The sequence below is a fragment of the Reinekea forsetii genome, from assembly GCF_002795845.1.
Classification (GTDB): Bacteria; Pseudomonadota; Gammaproteobacteria; order Pseudomonadales; family Natronospirillaceae; genus Reinekea; species Reinekea forsetii.
Window position 1 is genome coordinate 1490575 of the sequence record NZ_CP011797.1, and the last position, 22656, is coordinate 1513230.

Genomic DNA, 22656 nt, shown 5'->3' on the forward strand with positions numbered 1-22656 from the left:
GATCCTAAATGATAAACAAAACATTATTAGCTGTTGCAATTGCGGGTGTATCGTTACTGAATGTAGCCCAAGCTGACGTCAAAATTGGTTTTCTGGGTGGTTTTACTGGTCCAATCGAAAGTCTGACCCCACCGATCTTTGAAGGCGCCAAGGTAGCCATTGCCCACGTCAACACCCAGGGTGGCCTGCTGCAGGGTGAAATGATTGAAATGCCCAGTGCCGATACAACCTGTGTTGACGCCTCAGCCGCCTCTAATGGCGCAGACCGCCTGATCAACAGCGAAGGCGCTATTGCCCTAGTTGGTGGCCTGTGCTCTGGCGCGACGATTGCCGCTGCGAACAATATCGCCATACCGGCCGGCGTGCCGATGATTTCTCCGGCATCCACCTCACCGGCCTTGACCGACCTGGATGACAACGATTTAGTCTTCCGCACCGCGCCGTCAGACGCTTATCAGGGTGCCATGTTGGCTAACTTGCTAACCGCGAAAGGCATTACTGAAATTGCCATTACCTATGTCAACAACGACTACGGCAAAGGTTTTGCCGATGCATTGGAAGCGTCTTTCACCGGTACCGTAACCGCGAACGAAGCCCATGAAGACAGCAAGGCCGACTATCGTGCCGAGCTGGGATCTTTGGCTTCTACTGGAACCGAAACCCTTGTCGTGTTGGCGTATGCCGACGGATCGGGCCAGACTATCTTGCGTCAGGCCTATGAAAGCGGTGACTTCACCCGTTATATCGGCGGTGATGGCATGGTCGGTCAGTCGCTGATCGACGCGGTCGGTGCTGATGTACTCGATGGCATGATTGCCACCAAGCCGGGCACACCCGATGTTCCTGGTAAAGACGTTTTCGCCAAAGAAATGAAGGCATTGCTGTTGGATCCGAATGCAGTGTTCTCGGCCCAAGCCTACGACGCCGCCTTCCTATTGGCGCTGGCAATTGAAGAAAATGGCACCACCGACAAGGCTGGCCTAAGCGCTGCGCTGCGTAAAGTGTCTTCCGCACCGGGTGAGATCGTTTTGCCAGGTGAGTGGGCCAAGGCGAAGAAACTGATTGCCGCCGGTAAAGACATCAACTTTGAAGGCGCTTCGGGTAACCATGAGTTCGACGCCAATGGCGACGTACCGGGCCTGATCGTTGAAATGGTTGTGGAAAACGGCCAGTTTGTCCAGAAAGGCTTCTTAAAATAAGCATCTGTTAAGCGAACGAAACGAAACGCGGCCTAGCCGCGTTTTTTTATGGCCGGCCTTCAGGCGTTTTACCTTGATCCTTCGGCCATCGGAGTTCAAGCCATTGGTGAACCAACCATGGGTCGCCATATTGTTAGGCTAATAGTACTTTTAAAGGAAAACCCTATGTCAGTCACACTTGCTTTTGATGTTTACGGAACTTTGATTGATACCCAGGGCATAGTGTCGTCCCTAGAGAAAATGATCGGCACACAGGCGTCTGAGTTTTCGCGCTCCTGGCGAGAGAAGCAGCTGGAGTATTCATTCCGCAGAGGCTTAATGCAGAACTACGCACCATTTTCTGTCTGCACCAGCAATGCGCTAGATTTTACCTGTAGCTACCTCAAAGTGTCGCTCACCCAAGCACAGAAAACCGAGCTGCTAAAAAACTATCGCACCCTGCCAGCCTTTGCGGATGTTATCGAGTCCCTCAGTCAATTGAAGGCTGCGGGTTACCGCTTGTTCGCCTTTTCCAACGGGAGTACCGACGCGGTTGAAGAGCTGCTGGTGAACGCGGGCATTAGGACTTACTTTGATGGCGTCGTCAGTGTAGAGGACATTAGGTCCTTTAAACCCAACCCAGGGGTCTACAGTTATTTTTTACGCCAATCCGGTGCCCTAGGCAGCGCGGCGTGGTTAATATCAAGCAATCCATTCGATGTTATTGGCGCGATCTCAGCCGGGTTACAATCGGCTTGGGTGCAACGCTCGCAGGATGCGATATTTGACCCTTGGGGCATTGAGCCAACGGCGACTGTCGCAAGTCTCAATGAGCTCAACGACGTTTTAGCCTAGAGTGCCCTCACGCCGCGGTCATAACCTAACCGCGTCGATGGGCGGGGCTGGGCAGTACCGTTGGACGTGATGTCTAACCTCAATCGGTTGGCGCACATATTGGCATGTTGATATGAGGTTTTTTCTATGAAGTTAACCAAACACTTTTTTATCCTGCTGTTCGTCGCACTCGCCATTAGCCCAGCCTGGGCCGATACCCCGCTAGAGCGCCACAGGGTAGTCGACGGGGTCTATGCCATAGTCGGTGAACTCGGTAACCGCACGCTGGCCAATAGGGGCAACAACGCAACCTTTGGGCTCGTTGTGACGTCTGAGGGGGTTGTTCTGATTGACTCAGGCGGGACCTACCAGGGTGCTCAAGAGATCGATCTGCTGATCAAAGACATTACCGATCAAGCCGTTGTTGCGGTTATTAATACCGGTGGGCAGGATCATCGCTGGTTGGGTAATGACTACTTTAAGCAGCAGGGCGCGCAAATTATCGCCAGTGAACAAGCCGTACTGGACCAAAATAAACGCGTACAGGATCAGCTTATCTCGCTCGGCAACCTGTTTGACGCAGAGTTCATGGCCCAGACTGTGCCGCTAACGGCCGATACGACCTTTAAAGACTACTTCGAGTTAGAGCTCGGTGGCGTGGTCATGCAAATACATCATGCCGGCCCGGCCCATACCCCTGGGGACAGCTTTGTTTGGCTGCCGCAGAAAGGCGTTATGTTCAGCGGCGACATCGTTTATGTTGAACGCATGCTGGGGGTTGGCACCCAGTCCAACAGCAAAAGCTGGATCAACGTCTTTCAAACCATGGCAGCCTATAAGCCGGCCTACCTGGTGCCTGGGCACGGCAAGCCGACCACCTTGGCCGAGGCGACAATCGATACCTATGATTACTTGGTCTTTTTACGTGCAGCGATCGGGGATTTTATTGATCAAGGACGTGATATGACTGAGATTGGCAGCCTGGATCAGTCCGAGTTTGCCTATTTGCAAAACTTCGATGCGATTGCTGGGCGCAATGCCCAGCAGGTGTTTATCGAGATGGAGTGGGAATGAATCTCAAAAAAACGGTATAAATTCGAGGGATAGAGCATTAGATGGGTCTATTTGGCCAAGCTTGGCTCTAATGCCTCACGCTGAAAGTTGACGTGATAAACGAGAATGGCAAGCTTGTCGAGAATCTTATTGGTCGCATGCATGCTCAGGGTGCGGCGCTCTGAAGCCAATGCCGCGTCCATCGCCGCCTGGTCTGCATAGGTATGCTGCATCATCAAGAGCAAGTCTTGTGGCCCAGCCGGATCGATAACCTCTGGGAAGTTCAACTGCAGTGTTTGCATGCCCGGGAATGTTTGCAAAATGGGAACGACTTCCGCTCTCATATAGTCTTGAAATTCCTGTCGCTCAGGCGCAGTTAGCGTGCCCTGAAAAAAGGCGGTGCGTGCATAGACCATATAATTCTCCGGCTGTTACTCGACTACGACTCCGGCCATGTGAGCTGGGGTCAGTTTGATTGGAGGGGCCATTATTGAACGGACCCCAGCTCTGGGTTATAACTTTGCGGCAATCATCACTTCGAGCTTGCCTTGGTCAAGCGCAAAGTTGCGAATGCCTTCGGCGAGTTTTTCCGTCGCCATGGCATCGCCATTATGCTGCCAGAGGAATTCGGCGTGGGTCATGGCCGCAGGCGCTGCTTGCACATCGGCAGTCGGCACCAGCTTGCGTTCCACTACGCCATCGGTCTCTTTCAGGACCTGGAGCAATTGCGGGCTAATGGTGAGGCGGTCGCACCCAGCCAGTTCCAAAATTTCGCCGGTATTGCGGAAGCTGGCACCCATCACGACTGTTTTATAGCCGTGCGACTTGTAGTAGTCGTAGATCGCACTGACAGACACCACACCCGGGTCTTCTGACGGGCCGAAGTCACGTCCTTCCTTAGCCTTGTACCAATCCATAATGCGGCCGACAAAGGGCGATATCAGATAGACGCCGGCTTCAGCGCAAGCGCGCGCCTGTGCAAAGGAGAACAACAGCGTCAGATTGCAGTTGATGCCCTCTTTTTCCAACACTTCGGCGGCACGGATACCTTCCCACGTGGCGGCGAGCTTAATCAGAATGCGCTCGTTGGTGATACCGGCATCCTGGTACATGCCGATCAGTTGACGCGCCTTGGCGATGCTGGCCTCGGTGTCATAAGAGAGGCGGGCATCGACTTCGGTTGAAATACGGCCGGGCACGATATTCAGAATTTCCTTACCGATATTCACCGCTAACATATCGCAGGTATCTTTGACCTGCTGCTCTGGGCTATCGCTTTGGCCTTTTGCCCAAGCGATGGCGGCGTCAATTAGGGGTGCATAGGCCGGAATCTGGGCGGCTTTTAAGATCAACGAAGGGTTGGTCGTAGCATCTTGGGGTTGGTACTGCTTAATGGCATCGATTTCACCGGTGTCAGCGACAACTGTAGTGAATTCACGTAATTGGGCGAGTTGATTCATACTTTGCATTCCTTGGCCGGTAAGGCGGTGAGTGTCTGTGCTAAAATTTCGATGCCAACGGGGTTGGCCTTATGCTGTAATCGGGTTGTAGCGGCAATCCTATGATCAAACCACTGATCGTTGAGGCGTACATTTTTATCACCAATGGTGCTGCACAATCAATGTCTTTTAGAGTTTTATCGATGCTACAGTGCGTGTCCAGGCCCTTTCCTATGTCCAGAGTGCGGAGATGAGCCTTGGTGCTGCCAAAGGCGAAAAGGATTCCCATAGAGGGTTCCGTATTGCAATGCGGGCAGATGATAATTTGCCCGGTATACCACCAGGACAGAATTACCTAGGCCGACTATTCGCCTGGAAAAAGCTTTACGAGTAAAGCTGCGAGCCCGTTTGCATCATCGTTGCTGGCTTGAGTGGTCAATTGTGCGGCCTGCTTGACATCAGCGTTCGCATTCAGCATTGCAACCCCTAGGCCGGCATACCTTAGCATAGAGATATCGTTGTCGTTATCGCCAATAGCGACCACTTGATCGGCCTGAAAGCCCCGTTGTTGAACGTACTCGGCCAGAGCCTTGCCTTTATTATTGCCGTGCTTGGCATAATCGATGCGGTCGAGCCATGAGCGCTCACCGGAAAAGTTGCTCCGGATATAATCGAGTTGGTCAAAATCACCGACGTCGTCGCCTTCGATAACAAATTTCCAAACATGCTCCGTATTATCGAGTTCATCGGTAAAGCTCTCTATCTGACGAATATCGGGGCGTAACTCGACCTGAATAGTGTCTGCCCAACGCGAAAGTGTTTCCATATAGGTAATAGGTTGACTGCGCGAGTAGAGCATTGCGTCGTGAGCATACATGACGAGCTTCAGATTTTTGGCCTCTGCGTTGCGAACAAATTCCCGCGCCTGGTCTTTACCGATGCTGTTGTGCTGCACAACAGCCTGCTGGGCGTAATCAAACAGGTAGGTGCCATTGCAGCAGATAATGGGTGACGTCAGCCCCAGCTCTGCATGGTAGGGCCTGGCGGCGGTATGATGTCGCCCGGTTACCAGTACTATGTGCACATATGGCTGCAGGGCCCGAAGCGCGGTGCGCAACGGGGCGCTGATGCGGTTATCAGAGTTGAGCACTGTGCCATCTAAGTCCAATGCTAGGAGCTTGTACATACCTTACCTCTATTCCAGTTTTGACCGTCGTCGGCATCTTGGCGGTGATGGTGGCTCGAGCGTTTACCGAGCTACTCCTGCTGAGCGCGAATGGTGGCATAAAGCCTAAGGCTGAGGGCCCGTTAATGTAGGCTATATTAGCATATCAACCGGCAGTAGGTTGATCGGCGATAATCTCAGCGCTCGATTAATATCAGAGCCAATTGCCAGGGCGACAGTCACCCGCTAGTAGTCGGATAGCCCCCGCTAGTGCGCGTCCGGATCAAAATACCTGATAATATGGCAATGCCGGCAAGGGTCTTACTTGTGAGGATCAAGAGCCGCGTAAATAATTTCTATTACCGGCTGCGGCTGAAGTCATGCTAGTCTGAGCTGAGCAGCCAAGAATGAAAGATTTTCTTTTATTGAGGCTAATTTTAATGCTAAAAAAAAGCAGGGGGTCATGGTTTTGAACGTAACGATTTTTGGCGAGTTGGTTTTTTATTCGATGTTTATAGTCGGAGCGCTAAGCTATTACTTAGGTAGGCGTAAAACTAGCAAGCCCAAATTAGCGGCCCTAGTTGGCGTACTGTTATGCATTACACCACCATTGAACCTCGCGTATCTGGTAGTGCTCAGCATAAAAAATGATATTGTTCTCGATTCCGAAACGGATAACGCTTCTTAAGTGGACCCTTGGGTACCAGTCGAGAGGATTTGGTCGCTGCACGAAAGGTTTGCTTTGGCAGCGTGCTAGCACTCGATTTCATGCTGGGTGATAGTTATTGCGCGAATTGAATCAGAAACCTGTACAAATTGCTCTATACACCTACCGCATGGAGTGCGACCTATAATTCAAATAGATCCTAAGGCCACAATCCTAATTGCGAGCCAAGCGCCTGGAAGAAAAGTGCATGAAACAGATATGCCCTTTGATGATGCAAGTGGAGCTCGTCTGCGAGCATGGAGGGGTAAACTATTAGACCAATTGCCTCAAGTGTAACTCATGCTTGTGATCGGGCAATATACCCAGTCTTATCATCTACCAGAAAATAAACTGTCACTGACAGAGACGGTTAAATCATGGCAAGATTACTGGCCAAATATTTTACCTTTACCATATCCAAGTCCAAGACATAATTTAGAGTTAAAACGAAACCCGCGGTTCAAATCCGAAATCATTCCTATCCTTCGAAAACGAATCAATGAATTATTGTAAAAAAACCAAACAAAATGATGCACTGGATAGGCCTGTCAGCGCAGCGTTATAGTTAAGAGTTAACAATGAAGTCAGTCTTTATAATAGTGATTTTTATGATTGCAAGTTCGTTGTTTGGGCTTGAATTGAGTAACAACAAGTTAGGGCCATTAATTCTTGGTCCGGAACTTTTGATCTCTAAAGAGAAGTTGGCTTTACATTTTCCTGAATACGATGTGGTTCATGATATTCGATCTGGCGATTCTCCAGATTTTCACTTTCTGGGAGTCTACAAATTAGACGAGCTTATTTTTTACATCGTTTCCTATATTGATACAGAAGAAGCAGTGGCTGAATACCCTATGCATCTATTGGTCGTTGTGTCACCTACGATAACTGATAAGTATGGCTTGAGAGTTGGTGACAGTTATCGCGATGTAGTTTTAAAGCGTTCTGATGAACTTATATTTGGCGCAGGACATCACACCAACAACTTAGGGGCCAATAGCATCTATTATGAATTTAGTCTTGAACCCAGTGGTTTTGATCAAGCAATCGAAATGCCTGATATGTCCCCAGAAAACGCGACAATTGGTGATCTGGTTGAACAAAACCCGAAGATAGAATCTATCTCATGGCCTTATCCATCATGGGATTAGCAATAACAAACAGCAGTATCGACCGTAAAACCCTAGCATGCCCAGTTAGGTCTAATCTTCAAGGTGGGTGGTACGGTAATCACTTACAAGCCGCCATCAAAGTACCATTTCTGTTAGCATAGTGGTTCAGTAAAAACGAGGCACTTGCCCATGCGGCCAATGTTTGAACAGATAGACACCTGCGCCACACCCATTGGCCAAGTCACGCTGCGCCGCCGGCGCATTCCCGGCCTGACGGATGACGACATCTATGAAGTGAAACTCGGCGACGAGTTCCTGATGTCCAGCCTGTTTGTGAAAGCCGAAGAAGCGCTATCAGACCTTGGTCTGGCCGCCCTGGATGACCGGCCGGCCGATATCGTCGTTGGCGGTTTGGGTCTCGGTTACACCGCTGTGGCCGCGCTGAAGCATGAAAAAGTACGTGACATGCTGGTGGTGGAATTATTGGAACCGGTCATCGAATGGCACAAGAATGAGGATGTGCCTCTAGGGGCTATTCTGAATGCCGACCCGCGCAATCGCTACGTTCAAGGCAGCTTTTTCGACCTGGCCAAAGGTCAACCAACGGGCTTCGATCCGGATTATCCAGGTCGTGTTTTCGATGCCATTTTGCTCGACATCGACCATTCTCCCAGTGCCTTGCTCAACGCGGCCAATGCCTCCTTCTATCAAACCGATACTCTAACCGCGATGGCTAAGCAATTACGCGCACAGGGTGTGTTTGCACTCTGGTCAAATGAGCCTCCCGCGGATGACTTTACTGCAAAGCTGAAGACCGTTTTCGCCAGCGTAGAGACCCACATCATCCGCTTCTATAACCCGTTCCAGAACAATGAAGCGACGGCAACCGTCTACGTTGCTGTGAAATAGAACCATAGGGGTGACCCCTATGATTTCTTTGTTTTGAAGAACAATCGCAGCTTATTGAAAAACCGGATGGAATCTGCACTCATAGCGCATCGGATTTCTGGGGCAAAGGCTACGCTACTGTGGCTCTAGAGGGCGTTGTTTTATCTTGCTACGACATCTCGTGCAGTAGGTTACTCGAGACAGCCGATGTTATTCAATCAGGTGAACCCAGAACGGCAAGCAAAAAAATACCGCCATCAGGCGGTATTGTTGGTTTAGACAGTCCGGCCCCTAGGAGTGTTGTTTCACCCGTTCCGGAATCAAGCCTTTCGGCGCATAACGCAGCACCAGGGTAATGGTCAGGCCGATCACAAAGACCCGTGCCTGCAGTGCCCGACTGTCCAAGTCGGATGGGGCCTGCCAGTCAAACCAATGTTCGCCCACCTGGCGCACCACATCAAATACGAACAATGCGACAGGCTCTGACATGGTCCAGATAATATAGACCAAGATCGCACCGAATAGAGTGCCCAAGTTGTTGCCGGCGCCACCCAAAATCACCATCACCCAAATTAGGAAGGTATGGTTCAATGGGATAAAGCCTGATGGGTCGAAGATGCCATTAAAGCTGGTCAGCGCGGCGCCACCGAGGCCCATCAAGAAGGAGCCTAGGATAAACACCTCCAGACGCCGGCGATTGACATCCTTGCCCATAGCCAGGGCTGAGACTTCATTGTCGCGTATCGCACGCAACATGCGGCCCCAAGGCGCGTTGTAGGCCCGGTTGAGCAGGAAGAAGATGATCGCGATCAGCAAGGCGGTTATCGATAGATAGGCCGCACGTGCCAGTTCAAAGCCGATTTCGGCAGGGCCGGGTGTCATCCAGGGCAGGGGGGATACGGTGAGGGTGCCGTGGGTGAGCCAATCGGCGTTTTTCAGAAAGGCCTTAATGATCTCGGCGATGCCCAGCGTGGCAATGGCCAGGTAATCGCTGCGCAAGCCTAAGCAGATATGGCCGACAAAGTACGCAATGGCACCGGCGACCAGGCCACCGACCAACCAGCCGAGCCACACCGGCAAGCCGAAGCCGCCGATAAAGCCCATTTCACTTTCAATGGCATTGGCGACCGGATCGAGCGAATACATAAAGAGAATATAGACTACGGCGATCAGCATGATAGTGATAATGCGCTGCCACTTAACCGTCACCCCGAAGCGGGTCAGCTTCAGGGAGCCCCAAATCAGCGCGATACCGATCAGTAATTTAAGGAACACGGCGCCTAGGTCGGCAGGCAGCGCCGAGTCCCAGAATTCAGCATTGACCGGATAACTGAACAGCGTGGTGATAAAGCCGCCCATGGCGATAAAGCCCAGAATACCGGCGTTAAACAGACCGGCATAGCCCCACTGAATGGTCAGGCCCAGGGCGATAATGGCGTAGCACGACGCCTCGACCAACATGCGGGTGCCGTATGCGGCGCCCATCACGTTCATGATTAGGATAATAAAGCCCAACAGGCCGGTAAAGAGAATGAGCTCTTTTTTAAAGGTTCGCATCACAGGACCTTCCCCTTCAAAATGCCGGTCGGTTTTAACACCAGAATGGCGATAAGAATAAAGAACGGTACGGTAATCTTATATTCGGTTGGCACTAAGGCCATATTGGCTGGTAGATCCCAAGCCATGACCTCGGCCAACGGCCGCAGCAGGATCGACCAATTAAAGACGGCCAGTGTTTCTGAGAAACCGACAACAAAGCCCCCGAGAATAGCGCCATAGGGATGTCCGACACCGCCCACAATGGCCGCGGCAAAGATCGGTAACAGGATAGAAAAGCTGAGATCGGGCTTGAGGCTGACATCCAGGGCCAACAGGGTGCCTGCTGCCGTCGCCAGCGAACCGGCGATAACCCAGGTGACTATGACCACTAGGTTGACGTTGATGCCGGAAATGCGTGCCAAATCGGCGTTATCGGACATCGCGCGCATCGCCTTGCCGAGCCGCGAGCGGGTCAGAAAAAGATGCAGCGAGACCACCGCGACAATCAAAAACAAAAACAGCAGAATCTGCGGTTCGGTGATGACGATGTTTTTCGAGGCCAAGTCCCACGGCAGATCGAGACGAAAGATCTCCTTACGGTCATCGATAAACATATTGCGCGAGGTGGTGCCGAAGAATAACCGCAACACACCTTGCAGCATCAGGGTTACGCCGATCGACGCCATGACCAAGACAATGGGTTTAACATTGTGGTTTCGTAATGGCTTGTAAAAGGCCTTGTCGATGCCGACGGCTAGGAGACTGGTGATCACCATGGCAATGGGCAGCATGAGAAAGGCCGTCGGGATGCCGATTGCCATGCCAGCCTGAGGGAATAGGGCCGTCAGGGCAAAGGTAATAAAGGCCCCAGTGGTCATCAGATCGCCGTGGGCAAAGTGGGCAAAGCGCAAAATGCTGAAGATCAGCGTAATACCAATAGCACCCATGGCGTAGATGGAGCCGATAACGGCGCCAGAAATAAGCACCTTGTTAAGAAAGAAAATCAGTTCGTTCACGTTATTACTCCGTCCGTTAGCCGCCGAGAAAACTTTTCGCGACTTCTGGATCGTTAAGCAGATTTTCGCCGGTGTCGGTAAAACGATTACGACCGGCCGCTAATACAAAGCCCTTATGGGCGATGCGCAGTGCTTGTTTGGCATTCTGTTCGACCATTAGAATCCCCACCCCTTCACGGTTGATGGTGACAATACGCTCGAAGATCTCATTCATATAAAGCGGCGATAGACCGGCGGTGGGCTCATCTAACAGCAACACCTTGGGTTCGATCATCAACGCGCGACCCATAGCGACCATCTGGCGCTGTCCGCCCGACAGTTCGCCGGCCGGTTGGTAACGTTTGTCTTTTAGATCGGGGAAATAGTGATAGACCGAATCGAGAGTGCGTTGGAAATTGTCCCGCCGCAGAAAGGCGCCCATTTCCAGGTTTTCCTGGACGGTCAAGCTGACGAAGACATTTTTCTCCTGCGGTACAAAGGCCATACCCATCTTCACGAGTAAGTTCGGATCGGCATTGGTGATGTCTTCACCGAGCAGTTCGATGCTGCCTTCACTGACGTGCAAAAGGCCAAAGATGGCTTTCAACGACGTTGATTTACCGGCACCGTTGGCGCCAATGATTACCCCGATCTCGCCGGCCTCGATCGCCATATCGATGCCGTTCAAGATATTCATACCGCCATAGCCGGCATGAATGTTTTTGGTTGCTAGAATTGCCATTATCTCTCCAACAGCCTAGGCCGCGTCACTGCCAAAGTAGGCTTCGATTACCTTGGGATTATTTTGAATGTCGGTGATCGAACCCTCGACCATTACGCTGCCCTGAGCCAACACAATAACCGGGTCGCAGAGCTTGGCGATCATATCCATATCGTGTTCGATGACTAGGAAGGTCACGCCCAAATCGCGATTCATGCGCAATATATTGTCGGTCAGATCCTTCAGCAGGGTGCGGTTTACGCCAGCGGCGACCTCATCGAGTAAGACCACCTTGGCCTCAGTCATCATGGTGCGGCCGAGCTCGAGCAGCTTTTTTTGGCCACCGGATAGGTTACCCGCCAACTCGTTCTTAATATGGCCGAGGCCAAGATAGTCGATGACCTGCAAGGCTTTTTGGCGAATCGCCGCTTCTTCCTGGTGCACTCGGGCAGGCTGGAACCAGGTCGTAAACAGCTGTTCACCGGCCTGTTTGGCGGGCACCATCATCAGGTTTTCCACGGCGGACATCTGGCCAAATTCGTGTGCAATTTGAAAGGTGCGCAACAGACCCTTATCAAATAGCTGATTGGCGGGTAGATTGGTCACCGCCTCGCCGTCGAGAATGATCTCGCCGCGGTCGAGCGGGAAGGTACCGGCGATGATATTAAATATTGTCGACTTACCGGCGCCATTGGGGCCAATCATGCCGGTTATGGAACCCTTTTCAACATTAAAACTGCAGTCATTAATGACTTTCAGGTGGCCGAATGATTTTTCGACCCCCCGTACTTCGATCATAACGGACATTAAATTCTCCACGGGCAACCCGATAATCGGTCGCTGGGGGTGGTATCGGCCTGCTTCTGAGCCTGGGGCTCGAGCAGCGTTTTTTTAAAACGCTTGCCGCATGCGCTCGGGGATAGTCCAAGCGGGCTAGGCAAAGCGATTTTTTATAACTGCGCAGTGTACCGTCTCTTGTGGCGAAGATCAGCCAAATCACCGCGAATATACAGCGATTGGGTGTTTTTCTATAAGCTTGATGGCTAATCCGCAGCCAGTGGGCGATTTTTACGACGTGCCATCAGAGAAAGGACTATTAACAGGCTCAGGCAAAGCCAAGGAATAAAGGCCGATGGTAGGCGTTGGAAGGGTGTTAAGCCGGTGCGCAGGGTCAGTTCGCCGGTCAGTTTGGCGGCGACAAACTGCTCGCTGTGCTGCAAAACTCGACCGTCGGCATCGATCAGGGCGGATACGCCATTCTGGGTTGCCCGCAGCAGGTCGCGGCCGTTCTCAATGGCGCGCATCCGGGTGATTTGCAGATGCTGATGGGGCGCAATAGAGTCGCCAAACCAGGCGTCGTTACTGATCACGGCGATTAGGTCACTGTCTCGGGCGAGCCTGCGCACCAGGTCGGGGTAGGTCGCCTCATAGCAGATCACCGGAGCGATAAAGTAGGGCTGTCCGTTCAGTTCGGCTCGAATGGGCCTTTGCGGTTGCGCTGCCGGGTACATGACCGAGGTCGGTAAATCGAAAAAAGCGATGGTGCCGCGCAGGTACTTCTCCAACGGCAGGTACTCACCGAAAGGCACCAGATGCTGCTTGCGGTATTCACCCGAGGCCATGCCATAGCCCAGTATTGCATTGTAATAACGGCCCGCGTCTAGGGTGACGACACCGGTGAGCAGCGCCATATCGCGTTCGGTTCCGAGCCGCTGAAGGTCGGCCATGTAGGTCGGTATCTGTTCCGGGCGCAGTGTCATCGCCGCCTCCGGCCAGAGCATCAGATCGATATCCGGAAGGTCGCGTAAAACCTGCGAGTAGAAATCCAGCGTCGGTTGCTGTTGTGCCGAGGTCCACTTGCGGCGCTGATCGACATTGCTCTGTATGGCCGCCACCTTAAGAGTGCCGGTGGCTTGGGTCCAATCACTGGCCGGCTGAACCAGGCCGACCAGCGTGCTCAGCCCGAGCAAGCCGACCACCGAGAGCGCCGTAATCTGAGCGCTGCGGCGCTGTTGACGCTGCAGGCGGTAACCAACCCTCAGCATGCCAGCACTAATCACCGCCACCATGAGGCTCAAACCGTAAACGCCAAACAGAGCGGCATTCTGTGCCATCGGCGTGTCGGACAGGGCATAACCGGCAAAAAGCCAAGGCATGCCGGTAAAGAGCCATTCGCGCACCCACTCATTGACCACCCACCAGAGCGGGGCGATCAGCATTAGGGCCAGCGGCAGGCGGCGCAAAAATCGTTGAAAGAACCAGAGCTGAAACAGGGGTAGCAGAGCCAGGGCCAGACAAAAGCCGGCAGTTAAGAGCACCCCCAGCCAAATCGGGGTGTCGACCGTCTGCATGCTGCTGTAAATCCAGGACACGCCCAGACCGTATTGGCTGACACCAAAGAGCCACCCTAACCACAGGGCTTGACGGGCACTGGCGGCGCGGAAGCTCAACCAAAAGAAGCCGGCCACGCCAACGAAAATCAGCGGCCAAAAATTAAAGGGTGCTAGGGCCAATGGAATACAAAGACCGGACAACAGAGCAACTAGGGCCAACCACTTCGAGCTTTGCATAACAATCTGAATTCCGCGGGTAAACTGCCAGCACTGTACAGGGGATTTGGCCTTTGGCCAACAGATCGCGCTCGGCAGGGACGGGCCCTTTAGCCCTTTGGCGGAGCCCGATCGAATCTGTTTAATGGCGATCCGAGCGGCTTGGCTATTTCGTTAAGGGCGACTTTGTCACTATACTGCCACGGTAGCAGCACGTTTTGCCGATACCTGGCTTGTTGTAGCCTTAGGAGTTTCTTATGTCAGTCGATGAACACCCAGCTTTGGACGCCAGCTTAGACCCTTCAGATCCGCAATCAGACCCGCAATCACCGCAGACAGATAGCGCCGAAGCGGCCATGCTGACCCCCTTGGAGGCGCGAATTCTGGGCGCTTTGATGGAAAAGCAACTGACCACTCCCGACCTCTACCCCTTGAGCCTGAACAGCCTGGTCCTAGCCTGTAACCAAAAAACCAGCCGGGAACCGCTGATGAAGCTGGAAAATGGCGCGGTGCAGCGCTGTTTGTATCAGTTACAGGACAAAAACCTGATCGAATTCGATTACGGCGCCCGGGCCGATAAGTATAAGCAGCTGTTCACCCGAGTCTTGCACCTAGACCCCGGCGAGCACGCGCTGTTCTGTCTGTTGCTGTTGCGCGGTCCGCAAACACTGAATGAACTGCTCAGTCGCAGTCGCCGCCTCTATGAGTTTGCCGGCGAGACCGAACTGACCGAGCTGCTCGAAGGCCATCTAACTAAGCTCAAACCAATGCTCTTGCGCATCGCGCCACAGGCCGGGCAACGTGAAGAGCGCTATAGCCATCTGCTTTGCGGTCAACCGGATCTCAGTCAATTCCAGAATGAGGCGACCCAGGGTGGCGCAGACAGTAGTAGTCTTAAAGCCCGAGTCGAGGTGCTGGAACAGCAAGTCGCTTGGTTGATGGCACAGTTGCCGGCGCAGTCTGATAGCGATTAACCCAAGATGGGTGGGTCGTGACGAAAAGGGTGGTTGCTTAGTTTGGCTGTAATCCCCCAGTTTTTAATCTCAGCTAACAATAGAGCGGTTATTAATCACAACAGTTGGATTGGCGGAACCCCGCCAATCCAAGCATCTGGTCGCTCATTATTGTGAGGCCGTTGCCATTGGGTTGCCAACGTATTTGGCAGGTAAACAGCCGCCCTGCCGGTATAGATATCGCTCGCCAATTGCCTTTCGACACATTCGATTTTCTGCTTTAGGGTCGAAATAAAGATGTAATGTTTCCCAACTCGAAGACCGCTTCCAGACATTAATTTAGTACAGAGTTGCGCGGTAGCATTCAACCGATCAACGATATAACTCGCCTCATCTCCAGGCAAGGCGACAGGCAATCGCTCCACTTGAACTGCACCCCAAAATCTCTAAAAATGTGTCGGGAAAGACGGGTTTTTCTGAGCTAAAACGGCAGGCGCCGGATTCGCCGGGAACGCTGTCTGATTGCTCGATATAGGATGCGCCGGATAGAAAGCTATTAAACACAGGTAAGTATTTTTTATAGGAAAAGTGTTGAAATATTCTTGCAGCACTCATCACCGCTATTTACGGTTATTGCCAGGCTTGATTAATTGACAGAAACCAGTGCAGGCGTCAGACTGTCTGGCTTACAGTCGGTTAGGGTTGTTTGTCAGTTAAAGCCAAAGCGGAACCCGGCAAAAACGGCTAGAGCCGAGTAATAAGCTGTTATTTGCAAAGTATGAATGGAGCAAATGATAGTATTTGAGTAAATTTTGAGCGTTTCAAATTAGCAAACAAGATCATTCTATCTGTTTAAAGGCATTGGGGATATTTAGAAGAGTTAATTGGATCTTGGAAGCCCGTGTTATCGATGACCTCTGATTCAATTAAGCAAAAGTCTGTGTAGCTTATATCTAATCTCTATCAGATAAGTCATTCGAACTGTAGGATTGCTGGATCCTGCACGGATTTATCGGATTTATCGGAATAGGCGCAGGCCGGTTTTTGTTTAACTGTCTCTTCAACTGCCTAAAAGAACGAAGCGCTGGTCTTTAAAAATAGTAGCTGACCGTAATGCGTCAGGATTTTATGATGTCGAACCTAGGAGCGTTCATGAGCAACCCGAAACATACCCTTTTTTGGATGACAGTCTACCTGCTGATCGTCGCCACTGTTTGCGCTCTAATCTATGAACCTATTAGCGCAGCTTTTATGGCCAATTGGGTTTTCAATTCTCTGATTCTAGCTGTATTGGTGATCGGTATCGGCCTTACCTATAGGCAAGTCTTTATATTGCAGCCTGAATTAGAGTGGATAGCACTGTTCCGTACTGGCCGCAGTGGCCTGTCTGTAAAACAGGAACCGAGATTACTCAAGCCGCTAGCCCGTCAATTGGGGGACGAATTCAAACGAGATCGCTTTACATTGTCTGCAATGTCGCTGCGAACGGTACTCGATGGTATTCGTTCACGTATGGATGAATCTCGTGAAATCTCTCGCTATATGATTAGCCTCTTAGTCTTTTTGGGCTTGCTGGGTACGTTCTGGGGCCTGCTTGGAACCATTGAAGCGGTAGGTCGCGTGATTATAAACTTGGACATCGGTAACCAGAATTTTGATCAGGTCTTTGGTGAGTTGCAAGCCGGGTTACTTCGACCACTTGAAGGCATGGGTACCGCCTTCAGCTCCTCTCTATTGGGTCTGGGTGGTTCACTGATCCTGGGCTTTTTGGACATTCAAGCTGGACATGCTCAAAACCGCTTCTATGACGGTCTTGAAGAGTGGCTAACCGGCCTGACTCATCTGATAGATGCCACTGACTTTGAAGACAAATCTGATTTGACCACTATTCAGAAGGCCAGTTTAGAATTGGCCGACGAAATTCTGATTCTCGAAGAAGAAAATCGCCAGCTTAAAGCCAAGCTGGGATTTACTGACAAAGACTAAGGGAGCTCTATTGATGTTAGGCAGTCGCAGGCGCGCCCAAACTACCATTAATGTCTGGCCAGGTTATGTCGACGCCCTGTCGGCCCTGCTGTTGCTAGTTATATTCATGTTGATGATCTTTACTCTGGCACAGGTATTTCTGGCCCAGACTGTCTCCGACCGAGATACAGAGCTAACCCGACTTAATGATCGACTCGCCGAAATCAGCACTGCTCTGGGAGTTCAGGAACAGAATAACGAAGTACTTAATGAACGATTGGTGTCATTGCAAGACCAGTACAGCCAGAGCCTAAAACGGCAAGAAGGACTGGAAGAGCAAGTTATTGTACTCGAGGAAACCGTGGAAACTGACCAGGGAACTATCGAAATTCAATTGCGAGAAAAGGCATCGCTGCAGCAAGACATTGTTACGCTACAACAATTACGTGCTGAACTAGAGCTGGAAATTTCCAGTTTGGTCACTCGCCTGAGCGAAAGCGATCAAACGGTTGAGAAACTTGAAACTGAACTGGTGGCGCGTAGTGAACTAGTCGGCTCATTGCGTAATCGTGGACAAGCATTGGAAGCCAGCCTAGCGAGTGAACAGGAGCGAACCCAGCTCGCCCAGCGCGAGATCAAGGAAAGAGAGATACGCATTGAAGACTTGGTGGCAATCACCAGCGAGGGAGAAGAAGCACTCAAAGAGGAAAAACGCTTGTCGGCCCGGGCTCAGGCCGATATTGATCGGTTAAGTCAGAAGATAGAAACATTGCAGGAACAACTCAATCAGATAAGTACGGCTCTAGCCCTTGAGCAATATGTGACTGCCGAGCAGGTAGTGCTGCTGGCCGACTTAGGCGAACGGTTGAATACAGCCTTGGCGCAGCGCGTCAACGAGCTGGAACAATATCGCTCTGACTTCTTTGGCCGCCTTCGCTTGGCATTGGTTAACAACTCCAATGTTCGCATTGAAGGTGACCGATTCTTATTACCTTCTGAACTCTTTTTCGGGTCAGCCTCAGCAACTTTGGGCATCGAAGGTCAGCGGGAACTGAACAAACTGGCTCGAATTCTAGTGGAAGTCGCCAACGATATTCCGAGCGATATTAACTGGATATTGCGAATTGACGGGCACACGGACCAGCTACCGATCAATACAGAACGTTTCCCTTCCAACTGGGAGCTTTCAACGGCAAGAGCCGTATCAGTAGTTCGGTATCTGGCGGCGCAAGGAATCCCACAAGAACGTATGGCAGCCACCGGTTTTGGCGAGCATCATCCGATTGATGCAAATTTTACAGACGAAGCCTTTCGCAACAACCGACGTATCGAAGTCAAGCTAACCAATCGATGACAAGACTCGCCTCATCTCTAGACTGTATGACAGAACCTCATTGCAGGTGAACGGCACCGCAAAATCTCTAAAAATGTGCCGGAACATCAGGGTTTTACGGTCTAAAACGGCTAAGCAGAGTAATAACCCATTATGTATTACCCTAAGGCATAGAGAATGAATAAAGCGGAAAATTTTTGGGATAAGGCTTCAAAAAACTATGACAAGACTGAAGAGCGTTTTAATTACATTCATAAAAAATCTCGAGAAAATACTAAAATATTCTTGAAAGACAGCGACACTGTTCTTGATTATGGGTGTGGAACAGGCACTGCATCCTGTCAATTTTCTAGCCTTGTAAAAGATATTCATGCAATTGATATTTCATCTGAGATGATTGCGATATCCCAAGCGAAAGCCGCTCATGGTAAAATCGAAAACGTAAATTTCGAGCAAGCGGATATTTTTGACGGAAAATATTCTAAAGAGTCATATGATGTCATTCTAGCTTTTAATATGTTGCATACAGTCCCTAATCCACAGAATGTAGTGCTGCAAATAAATGAATTACTAAAGCCGGAAGGTTTATTTATTTCTGTAACACCTTGTTTACGACAAAAGATGTCATTTTTCGTTAATCTTCAAATCCAGCTGGTGCGGGTCTTGTGTAAGCTTGGGCTAATTCCTATTCCTATAAGAAGGGTCACAAGCTCTGAGGTAGAAAGCATATTAAAAGCAGGCGGGTTTCAAACGGTTGAATCTGAAGAGATATATAAGGACGCATCTAGCTATTTTGTTGTGGCTAAGAAGTTACAAAAAACATAACAAACTGCTGTACCGTAGGGTGAACTTGCCCCGTTTTAGCTGAGATTAAAAATGGGGGGATTACACCCAGACCTGACAGATGTCATGACTTTGCCAACTAGCCTGTAGCTAGAGACTGGATTTTGATACAGTACGGACCAGTGTTCCTATGGAGGTTCGTTTGTGAAATTGCCCATATTACTCGCCATACCCCTGGTCTTCAGCCTGTTTACCTTTGCCGGGTCGAGCCATGCCGATACGCTGGCCGACGCCAAGGCCATCGAGCTGCTCGAGAAGATCGATAACCTCTATCAGCAGGAAAACTCCCATGCGGTGATGACCATGGAGATTGTCACCGCGGATTTCTCCCGGTCGATGACCCTGGAGTCCTGGGCCCTGGGGCTGGACTATTCCCTGGTGCGCATTCTCGAGCCGAAGAAAGAGGCCGGTGTCTCAACGCTCAAGCGTGAAAAAAACATGTGGAATTTCTTGCCCAAGATCAACAAGGTCATCAAGGTGCCCCCCTCGATGATGATGGGCAGCTGGATGGGCTCGGACTTCACCAATGACGATCTGATGCGCGAAGGCTCCTGGGTCGATGCCTATGACGTAGTCCTGAGCGAAACCGATAGCCTCTACACCCTAGACCTGACCGCCAAGGCGACCACCGTGACCGTTTGGGGCGCCATGCAGATTGTCGTGACCAAGGACAACCTCTTGCCGATCCGGCAAACCTACTTTGATGAAGACGGCCAGGCGATGCGCGAAATGCGCTTTAGCGCAATCCAAACCTTCGGCGACATCACCTTGCCGACGGTGATGGAGCTGGTACCGCTCAACAAGCCCGGCAACAAAACCCAGGTAACCTATAACAGCATGGAATTCGACATCGACCTTGAGTCGGACTTTTTCACCCTGCAGAATCTCAAAAAACGTCGTTGAGGAGGGCTTAACCATGTTGATGCTCAAGCTCGCCTTTCGCAATATTTTGCGCAATAAGCGCCGCACCGTGCTGACCATGTTGAGTATGTTTGGCGGCTATTTTCTGCTGGTCATCTCGCTCTCGGTTCAGTTCGGCAGCTATGAACAAGTGATCGACTTTTTTACGCGGGATTCGACCGGCCACGCCCAGATTACCGCAGAAAACTATCTCGATCGCCCGTCTCTCTATAAGACCGTGCCCGCCACGTCGACCTTTTACCAGCAGTTGCTGGCGCAAGCCAATGTGGTTAGTGCCACGCCGCGGATTGTCAGCGGCGCCTTAGCCTATGGCGTAAGCAAAAGCTTCCCGGTGCAGGTGATCGGTATCGATGTCGTCAAGGAAGCGGATATTTCTTTTCTCGTCGATAAGGTCAAGGTGGGTCGTTATCTGCGGGCCGAGGCCGATGCCGAGGGTTATTTTGAAAGCCTGATAGGTGCCGCCGCGGCGCGCCAATTGGGTTTGTCGATCGGCGATGAACTGATCCTGATCTCCCAGGGTGCCGACGGTTCGGTGGCCAACGATCTGTTTCGCGTGGCCGGCATAGTGGGTGCCACCGAAGGGCTTGAAGCGCGCAATGTCTATCTGCCCTTATCCGCCGCGCAGAGCTTCTTTGTTTTGCCGGAGCAAGCGCACTACTGGGCGGTGTTAACGGCGGATTATCACGACGGTCCGGAACTTGCGGAGCAGCTCAATGCCTGGCTGGAGCCCAGTGCCGGGCTGGAAGCGAGTAGTTGGCAGGTGGTCTCGAAAGAGTTTTACCAGACCATGAGCGCCGATATTGAAGGGGGCTATGTGTCCTACTTCGTGATTGTTCTGTTGGTCTGCATCGGGGTTTTGAATACCGTGCTGATGTCGGTTATGGAGCGAACCGGTGAATTCGGTGTCCTCAAGGCCATCGGTACCTCGCCGCGCCGGTTGTTCTTCCTGATCGTCATCGAAACACTGCTCTTGGCCACGTTGAGTTGTTTACTCGGCCTGCTCACGGTGCTGCCGGTCAATGCCTATCTGGTCAATGTCGGCTTTACCTTGCCCGACCCCATGGAGGTCTCGGGCGTTGTGATGGATCATATGAAAGGCCTATGGGATCTGAAGGTGTTTGTCGAGCCGGCCCTAATTATTATCGGCTCAGCGGCGCTGATTTCGATCTTCCCAGCCCTGCGCGCAGCGCGCATTGTGCCCGTTGACGCGATGAGGAGTTTATAAGATGAGCCTGACTTGGACACTCGCCGTGCGCAATATATTGCGCAACAAACGTCGCTCCTTTCTGACCATCCTCTTGATTAGCATGACCCTAGCGATCCTGATCTTTACCGACGGCTATATTAAGGCGATGACCGACGTCATGGTGCGCTCGGCGACCCGGCTCTACCCGGGTGATGCGCAGATTCACAACGTCAGTTATCTGGCCGAACGTGATGGCGAAAAAACCATTACGGATGTCGACCAACAGATTAACAGCCTGATGGCAGAACCCTTGGTCGCCAGCTATAGTCCGCGCGCTCTGGATTTCGGTATGGTCTCCAGCAGTGCCAATAATATTGCCGTGCAGGTGGTAGGCGTCGACGCTGATTTGGAGGCATCGGTGTCGAAATTAAAACTCAGCATGATCCGGGGCGACTATCTGGACAACGCCGGGTCCGAACTGCAGATACTGCTCGGTGGCCCCTTGGCCGATCTATTGGAAGTGGACCTAGGGGATCGCCTGGTGGTCTCGGTTAATAACTATCAGAGCGATGATATCGACCAGCGGCTGTTCCGAGTCAGCGGCATTTTCGAGATGAAATCGAAATTCTTTGACGAGGGGCTGGTCTTTATTCAATTGCCGCAAGCCCAGGCCATGATGGGCATCGGCCAGGGCATTCATGAAATCGCCTTCAATCTGACCGACGAGTCGCTCTCGGGCGTCAAGGATTTAGCACTCTGGTCGCGCTTGGCCACGCCGCAAACCGTGGCCGAAGGCTGGACCACCCTGATGCCCGATTTGGCCGCCATCCTCGCACTCACCGGATACAGCTTGCTGATCATCGGCACTATCCTCTTTGTTGTAGCCACCCTAGGGGTGATCAATGCCATGTTTATGTCGATCTACGAGCGCACCTACGAGTTTGGTGTGATTCTGGCCATCGGGACCCGGCGCACTAGTGTCTTTAACTTGATTCTGATCGAGGGTTTTGTGCTCTGCCTGTTGGCACTGGTGCTCGGGGCCGCACTCGGTGCGGGCGTTACCCTATGGGTCGGCGCAATCGGCATCGATTATGGCAGCATGGATGTGTCGGGCGTGGCCCTGGCTGAGATACTGCGTCCGGAACTGCGCCTGCTGCAGTTCACCGAATTGCCTTTTGCGGTTTTAGTTATGACCCTGGTAGCGTGTCTTTACCCCGCCATCCATGCCGCCCGCATCGTTCCGGCCAAGGCCTTACACAAGAGTTTATAGGAGACT

21 protein-coding genes are annotated in these 22656 nt (G+C 51.6%); 13 read left to right on the top strand and 8 right to left on the bottom strand.

Annotated elements, in window-relative coordinates:
• Positions 1-8: 8 nt before the first annotated feature.
• The 3 genes from REIFOR_RS06915 to REIFOR_RS06925 all read left to right on the top strand — a co-directional run bounded on the left by REIFOR_RS06915 (position 9) and on the right by REIFOR_RS06925 (position 3086).
• A complete protein-coding gene (locus tag REIFOR_RS06915; RefSeq protein WP_100256866.1) occupies positions 9-1199 on the top strand; it encodes an ABC transporter substrate-binding protein in 1191 nt (396 codons plus the stop codon).
• A gap of 165 nt (positions 1200-1364) precedes the next feature.
• Positions 1365-2033: a haloacid dehalogenase type II gene (locus tag REIFOR_RS06920; protein WP_100256867.1), complete on the top strand. Its 669-nt coding sequence runs from the start codon at positions 1365-1367 to the stop codon at positions 2031-2033.
• Between the two features lie 126 nt (positions 2034-2159).
• Positions 2160-3086: an MBL fold metallo-hydrolase gene (locus REIFOR_RS06925; RefSeq protein WP_100256868.1), complete on the top strand. Its 927-nt coding sequence runs from the start codon at positions 2160-2162 to the stop codon at positions 3084-3086.
• A 47-nt stretch (positions 3087-3133) separates the two neighbouring features.
• Here the strand turns inward: REIFOR_RS06925 and REIFOR_RS06930 are convergent, their stop codons facing one another.
• The 3 genes from REIFOR_RS06930 to REIFOR_RS06945 form a co-directional block, all read right to left on the bottom strand.
• Positions 3134-3481, bottom strand: coding sequence for a hypothetical protein (locus tag REIFOR_RS06930; protein ID WP_100256869.1), 348 nt, complete (start codon positions 3479-3481; stop codon positions 3134-3136).
• Positions 3482-3577: 96 nt separating this feature from the next.
• Positions 3578-4525, bottom strand: coding sequence for a transaldolase (gene tal, locus REIFOR_RS06935; protein WP_100256870.1), 948 nt, complete (start codon positions 4523-4525; stop codon positions 3578-3580).
• Positions 4526-4868: 343 nt separating this feature from the next.
• Entirely contained in the window at positions 4869-5690 is an 822-nt protein-coding gene (locus REIFOR_RS06945; RefSeq protein WP_100256872.1) for a Cof-type HAD-IIB family hydrolase, read from the bottom strand.
• 820 nt (positions 5691-6510) lie between these two features.
• Here REIFOR_RS06945 and REIFOR_RS17175 point away from each other — a divergent pair.
• From REIFOR_RS17175 to REIFOR_RS06965, 3 genes are all read left to right on the top strand, one after another.
• A complete protein-coding gene (locus REIFOR_RS17175; protein ID WP_405124671.1) occupies positions 6511-6672 on the top strand; it encodes a uracil-DNA glycosylase family protein in 162 nt (53 codons plus the stop codon).
• Positions 6673-6953: 281 nt separating this feature from the next.
• Complete coding sequence (locus REIFOR_RS06960; protein WP_100256874.1) at positions 6954-7526, top strand: hypothetical protein; 573 nt, start codon at positions 6954-6956, stop codon at positions 7524-7526.
• A 159-nt stretch (positions 7527-7685) separates the two neighbouring features.
• Entirely contained in the window at positions 7686-8396 is a 711-nt protein-coding gene (locus REIFOR_RS06965; protein ID WP_227003786.1) for a polyamine aminopropyltransferase, read from the top strand.
• Positions 8397-8666: 270 nt separating this feature from the next.
• Here the strand turns inward: REIFOR_RS06965 and REIFOR_RS06970 are convergent, their stop codons facing one another.
• From REIFOR_RS06970 to lnt, 5 genes are all read right to left on the bottom strand, one after another.
• Complete coding sequence (locus tag REIFOR_RS06970) at positions 8667-9932, bottom strand: branched-chain amino acid ABC transporter permease (protein ID WP_100256876.1); 1266 nt, start codon at positions 9930-9932, stop codon at positions 8667-8669.
• The gene (locus tag REIFOR_RS06975) at positions 9932-10930 is read right to left on the bottom strand and encodes a branched-chain amino acid ABC transporter permease (protein ID WP_100256877.1); all 999 of its coding nucleotides are present in this window, start codon (positions 10928-10930) and stop codon (positions 9932-9934) included. Before REIFOR_RS06975 ends, REIFOR_RS06970 begins: the two co-directional genes overlap by 1 nt.
• 16 nt (positions 10931-10946) lie before the next feature.
• Positions 10947-11651, bottom strand: a complete 705-nt coding sequence (locus tag REIFOR_RS06980; RefSeq protein ID WP_100256878.1) for an ABC transporter ATP-binding protein — start codon at positions 11649-11651, stop codon at positions 10947-10949.
• 15 nt (positions 11652-11666) lie between these two features.
• Positions 11667-12437, bottom strand: coding sequence for an ABC transporter ATP-binding protein (locus REIFOR_RS06985; RefSeq protein WP_100256879.1), 771 nt, complete (start codon positions 12435-12437; stop codon positions 11667-11669).
• 236 nt (positions 12438-12673) lie between these two features.
• Positions 12674-14200 carry an apolipoprotein N-acyltransferase gene (lnt, locus tag REIFOR_RS06990; protein ID WP_100256880.1) on the bottom strand — a complete coding sequence of 509 codons (1527 nt, stop codon included), beginning with the start codon at positions 14198-14200 and terminating at the stop codon, positions 12674-12676.
• Positions 14201-14436: 236 nt separating this feature from the next.
• On the opposite strand from lnt, the gene REIFOR_RS06995 reads away from it, so the two are divergent.
• From REIFOR_RS06995 to REIFOR_RS07025, 7 genes are all read left to right on the top strand, one after another.
• Positions 14437-15153: a YceH family protein gene (locus tag REIFOR_RS06995; RefSeq protein WP_227003787.1), complete on the top strand. Its 717-nt coding sequence runs from the start codon at positions 14437-14439 to the stop codon at positions 15151-15153.
• Positions 15154-16284: 1131 nt separating this feature from the next.
• Positions 16285-17118 carry a hypothetical protein gene (locus REIFOR_RS07000; protein ID WP_227003788.1) on the top strand — a complete coding sequence of 278 codons (834 nt, stop codon included), beginning with the start codon at positions 16285-16287 and terminating at the stop codon, positions 17116-17118.
• Positions 17119-17224: 106 nt separating this feature from the next.
• The gene (locus REIFOR_RS07005; RefSeq protein ID WP_227003789.1) at positions 17225-18451 is read left to right on the top strand and encodes an OmpA family protein; all 1227 of its coding nucleotides are present in this window, start codon (positions 17225-17227) and stop codon (positions 18449-18451) included.
• Positions 18452-18607: 156 nt separating this feature from the next.
• A complete protein-coding gene (locus REIFOR_RS07010) occupies positions 18608-19255 on the top strand; it encodes a class I SAM-dependent methyltransferase (protein WP_100256882.1) in 648 nt (215 codons plus the stop codon).
• Between the two features lie 162 nt (positions 19256-19417).
• On the top strand, positions 19418-20176 hold the full coding sequence (locus REIFOR_RS07015; protein ID WP_227003790.1) for an outer membrane lipoprotein-sorting protein: 759 nt from the start codon (positions 19418-19420) through the stop codon (positions 20174-20176).
• 13 nt (positions 20177-20189) lie between these two features.
• Positions 20190-21419: an ABC transporter permease gene (locus REIFOR_RS07020; RefSeq protein WP_100256883.1), complete on the top strand. Its 1230-nt coding sequence runs from the start codon at positions 20190-20192 to the stop codon at positions 21417-21419.
• A gap of 1 nt (position 21420) precedes the next feature.
• Positions 21421-22650: an ABC transporter permease gene (locus REIFOR_RS07025; RefSeq protein WP_100256884.1), complete on the top strand. Its 1230-nt coding sequence runs from the start codon at positions 21421-21423 to the stop codon at positions 22648-22650.
• Positions 22651-22656: the final 6 nt, after the last annotated feature.

Excerpts from the sequence above, each read along its gene's own strand:
- REIFOR_RS06965 (WP_227003786.1), top strand. The coding sequence starts at position 7,686 with ATGTTTGAACAGATAGACACCTGCGCCACACCCATTGGCCAAGTCACG.
- REIFOR_RS07025 (WP_100256884.1), top strand. The coding sequence starts at position 21,421 with ATGAGCCTGACTTGGACACTCGCCGTGCGCAATATATTGCGCAACAAA.
- REIFOR_RS07000 (WP_227003788.1), top strand. The coding sequence starts at position 16,285 with ATGAGCAACCCGAAACATACCCTTTTTTGGATGACAGTCTACCTGCTG.
- REIFOR_RS06930 (WP_100256869.1), bottom strand. The coding sequence starts at position 3,481 with ATGGTCTATGCACGCACCGCCTTTTTTCAGGGCACGCTAACTGCGCCT.
- REIFOR_RS06985 (WP_100256879.1), bottom strand. The coding sequence starts at position 12,437 with ATGTCCGTTATGATCGAAGTACGGGGGGTCGAAAAATCATTCGGCCAC.
- REIFOR_RS06970 (WP_100256876.1), bottom strand. The coding sequence starts at position 9,932 with ATGCGAACCTTTAAAAAAGAGCTCATTCTCTTTACCGGCCTGTTGGGC.
- tal (WP_100256870.1), bottom strand. The coding sequence starts at position 4,525 with ATGAATCAACTCGCCCAATTACGTGAATTCACTACAGTTGTCGCTGAC.
- REIFOR_RS06960 (WP_100256874.1), top strand. The coding sequence starts at position 6,954 with ATGAAGTCAGTCTTTATAATAGTGATTTTTATGATTGCAAGTTCGTTG.
- REIFOR_RS06980 (WP_100256878.1), bottom strand. The coding sequence starts at position 11,651 with ATGGCAATTCTAGCAACCAAAAACATTCATGCCGGCTATGGCGGTATG.
- REIFOR_RS06920 (WP_100256867.1), top strand. The coding sequence starts at position 1,365 with ATGTCAGTCACACTTGCTTTTGATGTTTACGGAACTTTGATTGATACC.
- lnt (WP_100256880.1), bottom strand. The coding sequence starts at position 14,200 with ATGCAAAGCTCGAAGTGGTTGGCCCTAGTTGCTCTGTTGTCCGGTCTT.
- REIFOR_RS07020 (WP_100256883.1), top strand. The coding sequence starts at position 20,190 with ATGTTGATGCTCAAGCTCGCCTTTCGCAATATTTTGCGCAATAAGCGC.
- REIFOR_RS06945 (WP_100256872.1), bottom strand. The coding sequence starts at position 5,690 with ATGTACAAGCTCCTAGCATTGGACTTAGATGGCACAGTGCTCAACTCT.
- REIFOR_RS06925 (WP_100256868.1), top strand. The coding sequence starts at position 2,160 with ATGAAGTTAACCAAACACTTTTTTATCCTGCTGTTCGTCGCACTCGCC.
- REIFOR_RS07005 (WP_227003789.1), top strand. The coding sequence starts at position 17,225 with ATGTTGATGATCTTTACTCTGGCACAGGTATTTCTGGCCCAGACTGTC.
- REIFOR_RS06995 (WP_227003787.1), top strand. The coding sequence starts at position 14,437 with ATGTCAGTCGATGAACACCCAGCTTTGGACGCCAGCTTAGACCCTTCA.
- REIFOR_RS06915 (WP_100256866.1), top strand. The coding sequence starts at position 9 with ATGATAAACAAAACATTATTAGCTGTTGCAATTGCGGGTGTATCGTTA.
- REIFOR_RS07010 (WP_100256882.1), top strand. The coding sequence starts at position 18,608 with ATGAATAAAGCGGAAAATTTTTGGGATAAGGCTTCAAAAAACTATGAC.